Annotated in this window: 14 protein-coding genes and 1 other RNA gene; 3 read left to right on the plus strand and 12 right to left on the minus strand. The window is 42.8% G+C overall.

Features of this window, described 5'->3' with window-relative positions:
- Positions 1-9 precede the first annotated feature (9 nt).
- The 8 genes from I2C87_RS05940 to I2C87_RS05975 all read right to left on the minus strand — a co-directional run bounded on the left by I2C87_RS05940 (position 10) and on the right by I2C87_RS05975 (position 7,755).
- On the minus strand, positions 10-555 hold the full coding sequence (locus I2C87_RS05940; protein WP_001015684.1) for a PTS glucitol/sorbitol transporter subunit IIC: 546 nt from the start codon (positions 553-555) through the stop codon (positions 10-12).
- Positions 552-1,049 (minus strand): transcriptional regulator GutM, encoded by a 498-nt coding sequence (locus I2C87_RS05945; RefSeq protein ID WP_033585448.1) that lies wholly within the window; start codon positions 1,047-1,049, stop codon positions 552-554. The genes I2C87_RS05940 and I2C87_RS05945 overlap by 4 nt, the downstream gene beginning before the upstream one ends.
- Positions 1,049-2,875, minus strand: coding sequence for a BglG family transcription antiterminator (locus tag I2C87_RS05950; RefSeq protein ID WP_080639548.1), 1,827 nt, complete (start codon positions 2,873-2,875; stop codon positions 1,049-1,051). Before I2C87_RS05950 ends, I2C87_RS05945 begins: the two co-directional genes overlap by 1 nt.
- Positions 2,876-2,937: 62 nt before the next feature.
- Positions 2,938-3,738 carry an SDR family oxidoreductase gene (locus I2C87_RS05955; protein WP_001000837.1) on the minus strand — a complete coding sequence of 267 codons (801 nt, stop codon included), beginning with the start codon at positions 3,736-3,738 and terminating at the stop codon, positions 2,938-2,940.
- A gap of 186 nt (positions 3,739-3,924) precedes the next feature.
- On the minus strand, positions 3,925-5,274 hold the full coding sequence (locus I2C87_RS05960) for a glucose-6-phosphate isomerase (RefSeq protein ID WP_008808173.1): 1,350 nt from the start codon (positions 5,272-5,274) through the stop codon (positions 3,925-3,927).
- 327 nt (positions 5,275-5,601) lie between these two features.
- Positions 5,602-5,687, minus strand: an RNA gene (ffs, locus tag I2C87_RS05965) — signal recognition particle sRNA small type.
- Between the two features lie 41 nt (positions 5,688-5,728).
- On the minus strand, positions 5,729-6,241 hold the full coding sequence (gene tadA / locus I2C87_RS05970) for a tRNA adenosine(34) deaminase TadA (protein WP_195324219.1): 513 nt from the start codon (positions 6,239-6,241) through the stop codon (positions 5,729-5,731).
- Positions 6,242-6,462: 221 nt separating this feature from the next.
- Positions 6,463-7,755 (minus strand): adenylosuccinate synthase, encoded by a 1,293-nt coding sequence (locus tag I2C87_RS05975; protein WP_125335045.1) that lies wholly within the window; start codon positions 7,753-7,755, stop codon positions 6,463-6,465.
- A gap of 296 nt (positions 7,756-8,051) precedes the next feature.
- On the opposite strand from I2C87_RS05975, the gene gshAB reads away from it, so the two are divergent.
- On the plus strand, positions 8,052-10,307 hold the full coding sequence (gene gshAB / locus I2C87_RS05980) for a bifunctional glutamate--cysteine ligase GshA/glutathione synthetase GshB (RefSeq protein WP_195324220.1): 2,256 nt from the start codon (positions 8,052-8,054) through the stop codon (positions 10,305-10,307).
- Between the two features lie 252 nt (positions 10,308-10,559).
- Here gshAB and I2C87_RS10205 read toward each other — a convergent pair whose 3' ends face one another.
- Entirely contained in the window at positions 10,560-10,688 is a 129-nt protein-coding gene (locus I2C87_RS10205; protein WP_260471270.1) for a hypothetical protein, read from the minus strand.
- 111 nt (positions 10,689-10,799) lie between these two features.
- Here I2C87_RS10205 and hslO point away from each other — a divergent pair, with 111 nt between their 5' ends.
- Both hslO and dusB read left to right on the plus strand, forming a co-directional pair.
- Positions 10,800-11,672 carry an Hsp33 family molecular chaperone HslO gene (gene hslO / locus I2C87_RS05990; protein WP_006597306.1) on the plus strand — a complete coding sequence of 291 codons (873 nt, stop codon included), beginning with the start codon at positions 10,800-10,802 and terminating at the stop codon, positions 11,670-11,672.
- Entirely contained in the window at positions 11,659-12,639 is a 981-nt protein-coding gene (gene dusB, locus I2C87_RS05995) for a tRNA dihydrouridine synthase DusB (protein ID WP_185761504.1), read from the plus strand. Before hslO ends, dusB begins: the two co-directional genes overlap by 14 nt.
- 317 nt (positions 12,640-12,956) lie before the next feature.
- On the opposite strand, the gene I2C87_RS06000 is transcribed toward dusB, so the two are convergent.
- Genes I2C87_RS06000 through I2C87_RS06010 form a run of 3 tightly spaced genes read right to left on the minus strand, consistent with a single transcriptional unit; the run spans position 12,957 to position 15,608 of the window.
- Positions 12,957-13,754, minus strand: coding sequence for an NUDIX domain-containing protein (locus I2C87_RS06000; protein ID WP_195324221.1), 798 nt, complete (start codon positions 13,752-13,754; stop codon positions 12,957-12,959).
- Complete coding sequence (pnuC, locus tag I2C87_RS06005) at positions 13,755-14,537, minus strand: nicotinamide riboside transporter PnuC (protein ID WP_195324222.1); 783 nt, start codon at positions 14,535-14,537, stop codon at positions 13,755-13,757.
- Between the two features lie 12 nt (positions 14,538-14,549).
- A complete protein-coding gene (locus tag I2C87_RS06010) occupies positions 14,550-15,608 on the minus strand; it encodes an AAA family ATPase (protein WP_023027352.1) in 1,059 nt (352 codons plus the stop codon).
- Positions 15,609-15,803: the final 195 nt, after the last annotated feature.

Raw genomic sequence — 15,803 nt, forward strand, 5'->3', positions numbered from 1 at the left:
TCACTCTTTCTATAAATCAAATGTTTTACTCAAGGTAACACCTTGCTGTTTTGCTACATAAGCAGTTGTAAAATCGGTCACCCAACCGCCTACAAAGTTCATGACAAGCCCAACAAGCATGTAACGAATGGCTAAGTCCATTTGACTTAAACCTAAAGTTTGAATTCCTGTTGCAATTCCCATCCATACAAACAATTCCCCAGGATTGATATGCGGAAATACACCATTTGAAGTGTGGCAGAACTGCATCTGAGCTGCTACAAAACTAGGTTTATAATATTCTGGTAAGAAACGTCCCATACTGATTGCCATCGGATTCCCCAGCATAAAGGCAGAAATGAAAGGTAAAATCATATACCGGCTAACAGGATTTTTGGCAGAAATCTTAGCCAGGGAATTGACCTTCTCTTCTCCCAAGAAAGCGATAAGGGTATTCATTGCAATCAATAGCATTAAGACAAGCGGTACAATATTTGTCATCCAGCTAATAAAGGTTTCTCCACCTAATTGGAAGAGTTTCATAAAACTCTCTGCAAAATTTGTAATGTGATTCATAAGGAACTCCCTTTCTTATTTTTTTTAAATAACTGTTTAATAGATAATTGTAAGTAATTCGCATAAAAGCCGAATCCCAGAAAAGAATCAGATGAACTTGTCTCTTTCTCAATACCTGCCTCATTCCAAAGATAGACTTTTCTAGCATCTTCTATGGCTGATTGCATCAACTTATTTTCTTTTCTCACAAGAGGATTATACTTGTCAAAATAATGGATGTCTTCTCCAACATAATCGTCCATATTTTGAAAACGTGCTAAGATTGTGACTCCTTGCATTTTGCTAGCTTTAAGAACCCGACCGTTTTCATCAACCGCGAACATGACAATCGTACCGGATTTGATTCTTCCGGACTTCCTGCCAATCGCTACGCGCCCCAGTTTTCGGAGCATCGTATAGGTCTTATTGAAGTCTTTGAGTTGCTGCCAGCCGAGGAACATTTGAAATATATAAGCTGCCATGACAAATACAGCGAAAATTATTAGCGAATTCATTAAAATACTCCTTTGCTCTTAGAAAATGATAGAAACTCTGTCTCTGTTTCTACAGCCCTCAATGCTTCTTTTAGAGAAGGCTCTCCTGCAATTCGAAAAATGTCGTCATACAATTCCAGCAATTCACTCTCCATTTTGCTTTCAATTTCTGAGGGAATGGCGACTAGAAAGATAAATTCAATCCAATCATCTCCTTTTTGATAAGGCTCTTCTAGCTTTCCAAACATTAAAATAGTCTTTGCATAACCCTGGTTAATTGTATGGGGGAAGGCAATTCCTCCACCAAAAATGGTTGATTGTTTTTTATCCCTATCAATTATCCGATTTCTAAAACCTTCATCAATCATCTGAAGTTTCTCTAACTCTGCAACCATATTTAGCAAGTATTGCTGATAGGTTTTTTGGGGAGTCAAACGAAGAAAACGTAAGCTGACTGTTTCTAGATTTTTTTGATGAAAAGCATTGGCCCTCTGCCATTCTTCCTGCAACCATTGATCATCAAAAAGATGATTAACTTGAATGACTGGAGATTTAGAATCTTTATATTTTAGAGGAACTGTCGTAAAAATCGCGAAATAGTCCTGATTCAAATCCAGATTAAAATCCTCTTCAGAATACTGAGTAATGTCTACATCATTTCCAAGAATTCGTCTGAGTTGCTGAATAATCATCGCAGCAGTTCCTCTTCCTGTTGTGCAAACTACAGCTATCTGCTTGCGAGAACCATTTACAACAGAGTTTTGCTTTCTTAAAATCATTTCAAAATACAAAGCCAGATATCCGATTTCAGATAATTCCAATTCAGAACCAAAAATTGCAGATAGTTCTTCTCCAGCAATTTTCGCCATTTCAAAAGCAAAAGGATATTGAGTTTGAACCTCGCCATGGAATATATCATTAGCTTGCACATGGAAAATCAGTCGATTGATTAAGGAGCCTAGATGAGACTTGATTTCTTCAAATAATTCTTCATCATCAAAGTTAACCAACATTGTTTCTTTGACTTTCTTGACAATCCCTTGAAAAATGTTTGCAAGCTGTTCAGATTGATAAGACGGCTTGCTTAAAGTGTCAATAAAACGGATATTAAACGGAAAACACAAAAAGTCTATCTCAAACTGACTGAGGGAAATCTTATAAGTCATCTCAATATGATAGATTAATTTTTCAACCAAAGGTGTCTCTGTTAAATCATTCCTATAGTAAGGAATAGGGCAACTCAACACCCTAGATGCATGAATACGCTCCACCATAATTGAAATTGTCTTTCGAAGGAGTTCCTTTGTTTCTTTCGGGATTTTATACTCCTGGAGTAGCGTCTCCAGAAAAGAAGATGTTGCCTCGGTGAGTGTCTTTCCTTCAAAGTAAGGGGCCACTTGGTGAATATAGAGCAAGCGCAAATTCAGCTCGGACCCCAAGACCTCCAGCCCACGGTTGGGCTTTCCTGAAATAGTGATAGAGTAACTCTCTGCCAAAGATTTTACTTGTTTTAAATCCTTATTAAGGGTACTTCTACTAACACCTGCTTCCTCAGCCAAGTCGTCAATAAGAAGAGGGGAGGTTGACTCAATTAAACGTTTTAGTAAATAGGCAATTCTTTTACTGGAAGAATTGAAGTCACTCTCCCGTTTTAAACTACCAGATAAAATCCTTTCCAACTCAGTATAGTCATACACCTCTAACATTAACTGATCATCTTGTGAGATAATCTGGATACTCGGAGCCAAAACATCATTTAATTGTTGGATACTCTTTTGCAAGGTTTGCATACTAATATCCAGCTCTGAGCGCATATCTACCAAGGAATAAGTTGGCTGTGAGACCATTTTTTCTAAAATATTATACCATCGATTTACTATGGTCAACTCTCTTCCTCACCTTCATTTTTTTAACCGCGAGTTTTCCCTCCGGCAATATTTGTAGTGACTCCAGTTATATAGCTAGAACGGTCTGAAATATAGAATGCTACAAGGTCAGCTACTTCCCGTAGTTTACCACTTCGTCCCAAAGGAGTTGTTGAAGTTGAAGCATAACCAGCTCGAATATCTTCTACCGTCTTTCCACGGGTATAAGCAAGAGCTTCCTCATAAGAAAGAGTTCGAAGTCCCGTAGCTTCCATAATTCCTGGAGCAATTCCAACCACACGTACACCATGCTTACCCAGCTCTTTTGCCCATGAACGAGTGTAACTATAGACTGCTGCTTTTGTGGCAGCATAGGCACTTTGTCCTTCAGAACCTTCCAAGCCTGCTTCTGAAGCCATGTTCACAATTACACCTTTTCCATTTTTCACTAAAATACGTCCCACTGCCTGACTAACCAGATACAAACCTTTTTGATTAATCATCGTTACTTTTTCGAACGTCTCATCGTCCAATTCGTAAGGACCTTTAGGATTTTCTGCATCGATTAATAATCTAGGGATATTAATCCCTGCATTATTGACCACTGCATCAATATTGCCAAATCTTTCAACTATTTTGGCAACACCCTCTTCTACTTCAGAGCGAGAAGTTACATCAACTTTTACAAATAATAGATTTGGATGACGCAAATCGTTGTCGCTAAGATCGAAATTCGCTACGTTGACACCTAATTCCAGCAATTCTTCAACGATTGCCTTACCGATCCCAGATGACGCGCCAGTCACAAGAACTGTTTTGCCTTTTATGTTTAACCAATCATTCATTTTGATACCTCTCAAATTTTATTTACAAGGCAATTATACAGCGCTTTCATAAATGAATTAAGACACTCTTTTTTACACAGTTCAAAAAAATAATAAACTAATTAAGAGGCTTGTACTAAAAAATCCACAAGAAATGAACTTGTGGATCTCTTTTTATACTCTAAATGAACTCAAGGCATATAAGAATCAAAGGCGTGCATTCAACTCAGCACCCAGCTCTTCAAAGCCTGGTTTTCCAAGAAGGGCAAACATGTTTTTCTTATAAGCCTCAACTCCAGGCTGGTCAAATGGATTGATACCATTCAGGTAGCCAGAAAGAGCAATAGCCAACTCAAAGAAGTAAATAGTGTAGCCCAAAGTGAACTCATCTTGCTCAGGCAGTGTCACAAACATATTTGGAACTCCACCATCAGTGTGTGCTAACAGCACTCCATCTGTAGCTTTTTTATTGACAAAGTCAACATCTTTTCCTTGCAAGTAGCCAAGACCGTCCAAGTCTTCTGCCAATTCAGGAATCAGCACATTTTTGCGAGGTTTATCTACACGTACAACTGTTTCAAAGAGGATACGGGTACCTTCCTGGATAAATTGTCCCAGAGAGTGCAAGTCTGTTGAGAAGTTGGCTGAAGTTGGGTAAATCCCTTTTTGGTCTTTCCCTTCTGACTCACCAGCCAGTTGCTTCCACCACTCAGAGAAGTATTGTAGAGATGGTTCATAGTTAGCTAAAACTTCTGTCAGATAACCTTTACGGTACAAGATATTGCGTACAACTGCATATTGATATGCTTCATTTTCAGCCAACTTATCAGAAGCATAAGCCTTGCGAGCAGCATTTGCTCCTTCCATTAACTTGCTGATATCAGCCCCTGCAGCTGCGATTGGCAAGAGTCCCACTGCTGTCAATACTGTAAAACGACCACCTACACTATCAGGCACTACAAAAGTATCCCAGCCATTAGCATCTGCTTCAACCTTAACTGCACCTTTAGCGCGGTCTGTAGTTGCATAAATCCGTTTATTTGCTTCTTCCTGACCATACTTCTTAACCAAGAGTTCTTTGAAGACACGGAAAGCAATAGCAGGCTCTGTAGTCGTTCCTGACTTAGAAATAACGTTGACAGAGAAATCTTTGTCTGATACATAGTCTACCAAATCAGCCAAATAGCTTGAAGAAATAGAATTTCCAGCATAGAGGATTTGAGGTGCCTTGCGTTCTTCCTTGCTTTGTAGATTTACAAAAGAATTATTCAAGAAATCAATAGCTGCACGAGCTCCTAAATAGGAACCACCAATACCGATTACGATCAATACCTCACTATCAGATTGGATTTTAGCAGCAGCCTTTTGAATACGAGCAAATTCATCTTTGTCATATTCTTCAGGCAAGTTCAACCAGCCAGTCATTTCTGCCCCAGGACCTGTACCATTTCGCAGAGCAGAATCTGCAGCAGTCACTTGAGGCTGCATATAATCTAGTTCATGTGGTGCTACAAATTTATCTAACACCTTTGAGTAGTCAAATTTAATATGTGACATGTTTATCCTCCAATTGTTCTTTTCTTTTATGATAACGCTTTAAGAAAAAATAAGCAAGTGCTTTCGCTATTTTAAAACGTTTACATTTGTATTCTATACTATTTTTCTAAATAAGCTAACCTTAGGACATAACCGAGAGCAATCGTTTGCGTAAGTCAACAAATTTTAGGCCTATTTAGGCCTATTGAGAAGAACAATTTTGATTGACAAGAAAACAAATATGCTTCTTAAGATTGGATGTCAGCTGAATTCATTTCAGGTCCGTTCAAACTAGATTCGCTGCTCCAATATTCATCTGCACCTTTTAGGCTTGACTCATCAAGAGCAATAGAAAAAGAGCACACAGCTCACTTCGCTTAGGGCTGCTGGATTCCTCCCCTGACCCGCTTCACGCAGAACTGTTGCTCCGATAGGTATTATATCATAAATTGTGGATTTTGCAAAGGTCTGGTTTTTATTCTTGTGTTTCGGCCTTAGCTGCGAGCTTGGCTTGTTTTTTTCGTTCTCGACCTTGGCGGAAGAAGGTCTGCATGATGGCTGCACATTCTGCTTCCAAGATTCCTGTTTCCACTTCCACCCGGTGATTGAGGCGCTCATCTGTCAAAATGTCGTAGAGACTTCCTGCTCCGCCAAACTTCTGATTGGTCGCCCCGTAAATCACCTGGGGAATCCGAGCTAGACCAATGGCACCACTACACATGACACAGGGTTCAATGGTCACAAACAGAGTCGTATCCAGCAAACGCCAGCTCTCTTCATGCTGATTGGCTTCCTCGATCGCCATGATTTCCGCATGCATGACCGCCCGCTGCAGCTCCTCACGCGCATTATGTCCACGCCCGATAATCTGACCATCCTTGACCAAGACACAGCCAATCGGTATTTCATCATTGGCGAGGGCAATCTCCGCCTCTTTTAAAGCCTCTCGCATAAAAGCTTCTTTCTCTTCTAGGGTATAGTCTCTCACTTGTACACTCACTTACTTTTTATGTTCTTGTTCTATTATATGATGAAGCCAGAAAAAAAGCCACCAATGGGTGACCTTCTTATAGGGAGATATTATGAAAAAAAAGTTTGGATTCTAAACAAAGTTGGGAGGTCTTTGTTTATGGTCTTAGTATAGACCACAGGGCTTAAAGTATTCTTAAGACTCAAAAAAGTTGAGAGAGACTCCCAACTTTTATTGAATTATTTACTTGACCAGACACTTTCCAGGATATTGGTTTGGTCACGATCTGGTCCGACTGAGAAGGTTGAAATGCGCACACCAACCAATTCACCGATCCGGCGAACATAGTTGCGGGCATTTTCTGGAAGCTCATCCAGGTGGCGGACACCCGTAATGTCTTCTGACCAACCTGGCAATTCTTCATAGATTGGTTTGCAACGTTTGAGTTGCTCCAAGCTTGCTGGGTAGTAGTCGATGCGTTCCCCATCCAAGTCGTAGGCTACACAGATTTTTACCGTGTCCAAGCCTGACAAAACGTCGATCGAGTTCAAGCTAAGGTTGGTAATTCCTGACACACGACGGCTATGGCGCATCACAACTGAGTCAAACCAACCAACACGACGAGGACGACCGGTAGTTGTCCCATACTCATGGCCAACTTCACGGATCCGATCACCTACTTCATCGAAGAGCTCTGTAGGGAATGGACCATCACCGACACGGCTGGTATAGGCTTTACATACACCGACAACCTTATCGATCTTGCTTGGGCCAACTCCTGATCCGATAGTCACCCCACCAGCGACTGGGTTTGAAGAGGTTACAAATGGATAGGTTCCTTGGTCGATATCCAACATAACCCCTTGGGCTCCTTCAAAGAGCACGCGCTTGCCGTTATCCAAAGCATCGTTCAAGATAACAGAAGTATCGGTTACATATTGTTTGATTTGTTGACCATATTCATAGTATTCTTCGAAGATATCGTCAAATGACAAAGCCTCTGCATCATAGAGTTTGGTAAATTGACGGTTCTTTTCTTCCAAATTGATGCGAAGGCGTTCCGCAAAGACGTCACGGTCCAAAAGATCCGCAATCCGAATTCCTACACGTGCAGCCTTGTCCATATAGGCTGGTCCAATCCCTTTGATGGTCGTTCCGATTTTGTTGTCCCCTTTAGACTCTTCTTGGAGACGGTCCAATTCGATGTGGTAAGGAAGGATGACATGGGCACGGTCAGAAATGCGAAGGCTGTCTGTTGATACCCCTTCTTCATGGAGATAAGCCAACTCTTTGACCAATGATTTCGGGTTGACCACCACCCCATTTCCAATCACAGAGATCTTTTCAGGGAAGAAGATACCAGAAGGAATCAAGTGCAACTTGAACTTTTTGCCGTCAATCACGATGGTGTGACCGGCATTGTCCCCACCTTGGTAGCGAGCAATGACTTCTGCATTGGCTGATAGGAAGTCTGTAATCTTCCCTTTTCCTTCATCTCCCCACTGGGTTCCTACAACAACTACTGATGTCATATCTTTGTCTGAGCTATATAGCTCGTCCTTTCTTGAAAAGCAGGCAGGAATCTCACCTGCGATTATGTTTTATACCTCATTATATGAAAAATTTGACAATTTTTCAAGGAGGGTTCATCATTTCATTTGTTTTTTCTCTTATGTAGACGAATTACATTTTTACAAAATATGTATTTTCTGAATTTTAGTACTTAATTTAAAATAAAAGTTCGGAATTTTTGTAAAATCGTAGCGGAAATTTGCTTTCTTTTTCCGTTTGTAATAGACTAAAATAACTACCATAGGACGGTGAAACGATGACGATTAATCAATTACTGCAGAAACTGGATACATCAAGCCCTATTCTCCAAGCGACCTTTGGTCTGGAGAGGGAAAATCTGCGAGTGACAACTGATGGACACTTAGCTCAAACTGCTCATCCGAGTCAGCTTGGTTCCCGCAATTTCCACCCGACCATCCAAACAGACTTCAGCGAACAACAACTGGAACTAATTACACCTATTGCTCACTCTACTAAGGAAGCGCGGCGCTTACTGGGAGCTATCAGCGATGTGGCAGGCCGCTCAATTGACCAGAGTGAATGCCTGTGGCCTCTGTCCATGCCACCGCAGCTGACTGAAGAAGATATTATCATCGCCCGTCTGGAAAACGAATACGAACGCCACTACCGAGAGGGTTTAGCGAAAAAATATGGCAAAAAACTACAGGCCATCTCTGGTATCCACTACAACATGGAGCTAGGGAAAGATCTGGTCGCTGCTCTCTTTCAAGTCAGCTCCTATCATTTACTCAAGGACTTTAAAAATGACCTCTATCTCAAACTGGCTCGAAACTTTCTGCGTTTCCGATGGCTCTTAACCTATCTCTACGGTGCTGCTCCTCTGGCAGAAGCCGGCTTCTACAGTCAGGAATACCCGCAGCCTATCCGCTCTTTTCGCAACAGCAACTATGGCTATGTCAATGACGAGAATATTCAGGTGTCCTACACTTCTTTGGAGCAATATGTAACCGATATTGACAACTACGTTCAGTCTGGCGAGCTCAGTGCTGAAAAAGAATTTTACTCAGCCGTTCGCTTCCGTGGACAGAAGCACAATCGCGCCTATCTGGAGCAGGGTATCACCTATCTGGAATTCCGCTGCTTCGATCTCAATCCTTTTGACCATTTGGGCATTAGCCAAGAGACCTTAGATACTGTCCATCTCTTTTTACTGGGCCTGCTCTGGCTAGATGATGTAGAAAATGTTGATGCAGTATTAAAAGATGCTCATGATTTGAACCAGAAAATTGCTTGTAGCCACCCGCTGACTGCCCTGCCAGATGAGGCAGACAGCTCAGCCATTCTCCAAGCCATGGAAGGGCTCATCCAGCATTTTGAACTGCCAACTTACTATCAAACTTTGCTGGACCAGATGAGAGAGGCTCTCTTACATCCTCAGCTGACACTGTCAGGACAGCTCCTGCCCCATATCCAGCAAGATTCCTTAACAGCTTTTGGTCTAGAAAAAGCAGAAGAATACCACCGCTATGCCTGGACTGCTCCTTATGCCCTCAAAGGCTACGAAAATATGGAACTGTCCACCCAGATGCTACTCTTTGATGCTATTCAAAAGGGGCTAAATGTCGAAATTTTAGATGAAAAGGACCAATTTCTCAAGCTTTGGCATGGTAGTCATGTAGAATATGTCAAGAACGGTAATATGACCTCCAAGGATAACTATGTCATCCCTTTGGCCATGGCCAATAAAACAGTCACCAAAAAGATTTTGGCAGCAGCTGACTTTCCCGTTCCGGCTGGAGCAGAATTTTCTTCTCTAGAAGAGGGACTGGCCTACTACCCTTTGATTAAGAACCGAGAAATTGTTGTCAAACCCAAGTCAACTAACTTCGGACTGGGCATCTCTATCTTCCAAGAGCCAGCTAGCCTGGAAGCTTATCACAAGGCTCTGGAGATTGCTTTTTCAGAAGATGTCGCCGTCTTAGTGGAGGAATTTATCGCTGGAACGGAGTACCGCTTCTTTGTCTTAGACGGACAATGCCAAGCAGTCCTCTTGCGAGTGGCGGCCAATGTCGTCGGAGACGGTCAGCATACCGTGAGAGAATTGATTACCATCAAAAATGACAATCCTCTGCGGGGCCGAGATCATCGTTCACCGCTTGAAATCATTGAACTGGGGGACATTGAACTGCTCATGCTGGACCAGCAAGGCTATGGACCAGATGATATCCTGCCTGCTGGAGTCAAGGTTGACTTGCGGCGCAATTCCAACATTTCTACTGGCGGAGACTCGATTGATGTCACAGACAGCATGCACCCATCTTATAAGGAACTCGCTGCGGACATGGCAAAGGCTATGGGAGCCTGGGCCTGTGGCGTTGATCTCATCATCCCTGACAGCTCTGCTATTTCCACAAAGGAAAACCCCAACTGTACCTGCATCGAGCTCAACTTCAATCCTTCTATGTATATGCACACCTATTGTGCTGAGGGGCCGGGACAAAGCATTACTCCGAAAATACTAGCTAAACTTTTCCCAGAAATGGACCTATAAAGTAAGAAAACGCAGAAGATGTCTCTGCGTTTTTGTTTTGTAACCGAGGTAGAGTTTTAGATGATAACCTAAAAAGATTAAGCATGGTCCTCCTACAAGTTTAAAATAGCAAGTCATTTGCTGTAAAATCATCCTCTAACAAGCAAATTTCAAACCTCTCCTGCATATAGCAGAGGAAATCTTCCCTTTTTCCCAAAAAGAATCATAGGCCGCGAATACAAGGCTAGTATCATCTGAACAAGTTCCAGCCAGTTACTGTTGGCTTCCATAGCCCACCATCTCAATCGCTTTAAAACTGCCTCGGGTTAAAAATCCATACGGAACCCCTAATGCATCAGCTACCGCCAAACCATAGACTGCCGCTTTCAAAGATTGGTTCATGCTAGCCTCCTTTGTTTTATTATACTATTTTTGGTCTTAAAATTCTTCCTAACCCCAAAAAACAAGCGCAGGCCTGCGCCTGTTTTTCTATTTTGTGTTAAAATAAAAGGTATGGACAAAATTATCAAAACTATCTCAGAAAGTGGCTCTTTCCGTGCCTTTGTACTAGACAGTACAGAGACCGTGCGAGCAGCCCAAGAATACCATCAGACACAAGCAAGCTCAACTGTGGCCCTCGGTCGGACCCTGATCGCAAGTCAAATTCTCGCCGCCAATGAAAAGGGAAACACCAAGATAACGGTGAAAATCCTCGGTACTAGCTCACTTGGTGCTATCATCACTGTGGCAGATACTCAAGGAAACGTCAAAGGCTACGTGCAAAATCCTGGTGTGGATATCAAGAAAACAGCGACCGGTGAAGTCGTGGTCGGACCATTTGTCGGAAACGGGGAATTCCTAGTGATTACCGACTACGGCACAGGCAATCCTTATCATTCCATGACACCTCTCGTCACTGGAGAAATCGGTGAAGACCTAGCTTATTACTTGACTGAAAGCCAACAAACTCCATCTGCAGTGGGGCTCAATGTCCTTCTTGATGAAGAAGACAAGGTCAAGGTTGCCGGTGGTTTCTTGGTGCAGGTCTTGCCAAATGCCAAGGAAGAAGAAATTGCCCGCTTTGAAAAACGTATCCAAGAAATGCCGGCCATTTCTACCCTTTTAGCCTCTGACGACCATATTGAAGCCCTTCTTACTGCCATCTATGGCGAAGATCACTACAAACGTCTCTCTGAAGAAGAGATCCGCTTCCAATGTGACTGTAGCAAGGAACGCTTCATGGATGCCTTGGCTAGCTTGCCAGCCAAAGACCTTCAAGAAATGAAGGACGAGGACCAGGGAGCAGAAATTGTTTGCCAATTCTGTCAGACGGCTTATCACTTTGATAAAAACGACTTGGAGGAACTCATTCGTGACAAATCTTAATACACCTTTTATGATTGGGAATGTCGAGATCCCAAACCGGACGGTCCTTGCACCTATGGCCGGTGTGACCAACTCAGCCTTCCGCACGATTGCTAAAGAACTCGGGGCAGGGCTTGTAGTCATGGAAATGGTCTCTGATAAAGGAATCCAATACAATAACGAAAAGACCCTGCATATGCTCCATATTGATGAAGGTGAAAATCCTGTATCGATTCAGCTCTTTGGTAGCGATGAGGACAGCCTGGCACGCGCAGCTGAATTTATCCAAGAAAATACCAAGACCGATATCGTCGATATCAACATGGGCTGCCCAGTTAATAAAATCGTCAAGAACGAGGCGGGTGCCATGTGGCTCAAGGACCCAGACAAGATCTACTCTATCATTAACAAGGTTCAATCCGTCCTTGATATCCCCCTCACTGTTAAAATGCGGACAGGTTGGTCTGACCCTTCTCTAGCAGTTGAGAATGCCCTCGCAGCTGAAGCTGCAGGTGTCTCCGCCCTTGCCATGCACGGACGGACCCGGGAGCAAATGTATACGGGTCATGCGGATCTTGAGACCCTTCACAAGGTTGCACAAGCACTGACCAAGATTCCATTTATCGCCAACGGAGATATCCGGACGGTGCAAGACGCCAAACAACGGATCGAAGAAGTCGGTGCCGATGCGGTCATGATCGGCCGTGCTGCTATAGGGAATCCTTACCTCTTCAATCAAATCAATCACTACTTTGAAACAGGAGAAATCCTGCCTGATTTGACCTTTGAAGACAAGATGAAGATTGCTTATGAGCACTTGAAGCGCTTGATCAATCTCAAGGGTGAGCACATTGCCGTTCGCGAATTCCGCGGCTTAGCTCCTCACTACCTCCGAGGAACCTCAGGCGCAGCCAAACTCCGCGGAGCCATTTCGCAAGCTAGCACTCTAGCTGAGATTGAAGAACTTCTTCAATTAGAAAAAGCTTAATGACAAAAAAACAGCATCGAAATATTGATGCTGTTTAAAATATGTACTAACTATTTTTAACATAAAATAGCTAGCTGGTTTTTCAAAAAAACTGACATATTTTTTTAGTCAGTTATGTAAATCTAAAACTTTCCGCTGTGAGAAAAGCGCCTGAAACACAAATGTTTCAGGCACTCGGAATTATTGAGACCTTAGGCTCAATAATTAGTCATGGAACTTCGAAGAAGTTCGCTGACGTCCGTACTCACTTAAGGAAAGTTTTTAGAAGAACTTATCTTCATTTGACAGCATCAACTTTTTGATGCTGTTTTTGTATCTTATTGATCCGCTTGAGATTCGCTTTCTTTCCAGCGATAGGTCTTGCGTGGTTTTTTCTTAGGTACCCGCTTAACCCCCACTTCTTCAACGTAAGAGCCATAGGTCACAAGGAAATTATTGGTCAAAATTTCTTTATCTGGATGGATAAGATTCACCAACTCGGTTGCTTCGTATACGGTGAAAGGCTCTTCTAGGAGATGGAGGAAGGTTGGGTTCCAGGCCAAGCGCCCTTGGATCCGCTTGATGGATTCTTGGACAATCTCATAGTGGTCAAAGGCAAAATCTTCAGCCGTCAAGACACGGCCGTCTAGGGAACATTCCCCATGTTTGAAGTCCACATCGAGAAAGAGAACTTCTTTGGCATCATCTCCAGCTCGGACCATATCTACTGCTTCAGCTGGCAAATAAACCAAGTGAGCAATGGTAATGACCCAACCCCGAGGGTCCCGACCAGGAGTAGAAACTGTCATTAGTTGCTCGACCTTTTGAGGGGTCAATTCTAGTCCAACTTCTTCCTGGACTTCACGGATACAAGCCTGGATAGCATCTTCGTGCTTTTGCAAGAATCCTCCAACCAAGGCGACCCGATGCTGACAAGGATGCGTTTTGCGGCGAATCACCAAGAGCTTCAAACGCCCCTCCACAAAGCAGTAGGCCACCATATCGGCAGTTACGCTTGGATTTTCATAGGTAGGATGATCCTGCTCCTTATACCAACGGAGGAATTCTTCCTCGCTGACGACCGTCTCGTAGTATTCCTTTTCGTTCATCCCTTCCGGAATGCTGATTGTTGCCATCTAAGCAACCTCCTTTTTCACTGCTTTACTCCACTGATACCAACCGACAAGACTGTTAAGGGTATAGACCCAGTACATGCCTTGAATATGGATGCTCTTTCCCCACCAGAGATAGATACTGAAGAGGTTGGTCGCAATCCAAAAAATCCATTGTTCGCGATAGAGACCGGTCATGAGAAGCTGTCCGACACCATTGGTCGCATCTGTTATACTATCACGGAAAGGGCGAGCACTGTGGATGCTTTTATAGGCGTAGCCCATCCCGATCCAAATCAGAGCTGTTAGAACCAAATACTTGATCCATTCCATTAAGGTTAATTTCTTGGACTCAAAGTGAGATTCTTCTGCATCCCCCTGGTCATTGATCCGATTTGACAACCAAACATAGAGACCAATTGGTTGCATCACGAAGAAGTACAGGGTCGTCAAAACTTCTCCATAGAAGTTTTTGTTCAGGGCTAGGACGAGGTAAATCGCTGAGTTTACTGCTCCAAAGAGATAGTTACTAGCCCGACCTTCTGCTACTAGTATAACACAAACGATTCCTGTCCAGGAGGCAAAGAGCCCTAACCAATCGTGACTTGCTTCCTGATTGGTAAACTCTAGGACAAAGGGCACGCTAGATAAAGCAAGCAAATAAAGCCATTGTGTCAGAGTGCGACCTGCAAATAGGTCTTTCCAAAGGAGTTTCATAATCCCTACGAAGCCACGTTTGCCAGCTTCTCGATGGACATTTTTTAAATGCTCCCCAAATGTTTGAATTTTTTCTTGTAGTCGTTTCATGCTGCATCTCCTTTAATCAGCTTGATAAATCGTATCGATGACACGCTTTGCTTCTTCGTAATTCCCCAAGTAGTCCTGCCCGAGATAGGCTGTAGGAATATCTGCGAGATATTGGTGGCGGAGGTGATCCAGGTGATTTGAAAAACTGTTGCGAATTTCGTCATCTGCCATGGTCATATCACGGAAGCCATCATTGACATAGGATCCAATGGGTTGGACAAATAAGATCAGATCCCATTTTTCCTTAGCGAGGATACTAACGAATAAGTTATCAAAGGTATCCGTCATACTGGTCTCTTGGCCTTCTACTTCCATATAGTAGTCGTAATAGCCCTTGGTCACCAGCGAATTCGTATCCGCAATGACCAGGCCTCGATTGGCACTACTGTCGATTAATTTTGAGGTTTGATCGTATTGTCCAAGTAGGAGATAATAATAGTCCTTGGGGGTCAGCTCATCATCCCGTACATTGTTTCTGATCTGGTACTCCCGGGCATATTCTAAGCTCACTGGCGCATCATAGAAGCGGGCCAAATCTTTTGCCAAGGTCGTCTTCCCGTTACTAGCACTCCCCATAATGAGGACCTTTTTCGTAAACTGACGACGGAAGGGTTGCGCAATGTATTTCCAATACTTGCTGGGATTTTCCCGGATGAGGGTCCCTGAGATCCCAAACTGACGCTCCTGTAGGTGCGCTTGAAAGCCTCTCGCTTCAAGCTCCTCTTGGTAAGCTTTCTCTCCAACGAAGAAGATAAGCTCCTCTCTCTCAGCATCATATTGAATGGTTTCTAAGGCTGTTTTCAACCAAGGCTCCCATCCTAAGGGATAGCGAGGAAGTTCTGTCTCGTCTAATTTATAAATTTGGGTGAGTTCATCATTTGAAAAACCTTCTCGAATATAGCGAAAACGTTTCTGCAAAGGAAGGCCAACTTCTTCTCCTCGGTCACCTTTGTAACCAGAGACAATCACACAAACGCGGTCGCATTGGCGTTTTGCCCGTTGAATTAAATCAATATGACCTTGATGAAGGGGGGCAAACGTTCCAAATACTACTGCCACTTTTTCTTTCATCTAACTGGCTCCTTTATCATAATGTCAAAACATGTTTTGCTTATGATTTTATTATAAACTATAATTTCAATCTGTCAATACTTTTTTATAAAAAAATATATTTTTATAAAACAAAAATTAAAAAAGATTCAACTCTGTATGTTATTATACAGAATTGAATCTCTGATTTCAATCATTTTTTTAATTTTCTCAGTG

It is taken from the genome of Streptococcus sp. 1001283B150225_161107_H12 (genome assembly GCF_015552665.1).
Lineage (GTDB): Bacteria > Bacillota > Bacilli > Lactobacillales > Streptococcaceae > Streptococcus.

Coding starts and splice junctions, on each gene's coding strand:
- I2C87_RS05940 (WP_001015684.1), bottom strand. CDS start 555: ATGAATCACATTACAAATTTTGCAGAGAGTTTTATGAAACTCTTCCAA.
- I2C87_RS05945 (WP_033585448.1), bottom strand. CDS start 1,049: ATGAATTCGCTAATAATTTTCGCTGTATTTGTCATGGCAGCTTATATA.
- I2C87_RS05950 (WP_080639548.1), bottom strand. CDS start 2,875: ATGGTCTCACAGCCAACTTATTCCTTGGTAGATATGCGCTCAGAGCTG.
- I2C87_RS05955 (WP_001000837.1), bottom strand. CDS start 3,738: ATGAATGATTGGTTAAACATAAAAGGCAAAACAGTTCTTGTGACTGGC.
- I2C87_RS05960 (WP_008808173.1), bottom strand. CDS start 5,274: ATGTCACATATTAAATTTGACTACTCAAAGGTGTTAGATAAATTTGTA.
- I2C87_RS05975 (WP_125335045.1), bottom strand. CDS start 7,755: ATGACATCAGTAGTTGTTGTAGGAACCCAGTGGGGAGATGAAGGAAAA.
- gshAB (WP_195324220.1), top strand. CDS start 8,052: ATGACGATTAATCAATTACTGCAGAAACTGGATACATCAAGCCCTATT.
- I2C87_RS10205 (WP_260471270.1), bottom strand. CDS start 10,688: ATGAACCAATCTTTGAAAGCGGCAGTCTATGGTTTGGCGGTAGCTGAT.
- hslO (WP_006597306.1), top strand. CDS start 10,800: ATGGACAAAATTATCAAAACTATCTCAGAAAGTGGCTCTTTCCGTGCC.
- I2C87_RS06000 (WP_195324221.1), bottom strand. CDS start 13,754: ATGGCAACAATCAGCATTCCGGAAGGGATGAACGAAAAGGAATACTAC.
- pnuC (WP_195324222.1), bottom strand. CDS start 14,537: ATGAAACGACTACAAGAAAAAATTCAAACATTTGGGGAGCATTTAAAA.
- I2C87_RS06010 (WP_023027352.1), bottom strand. CDS start 15,608: ATGAAAGAAAAAGTGGCAGTAGTATTTGGAACGTTTGCCCCCCTTCAT.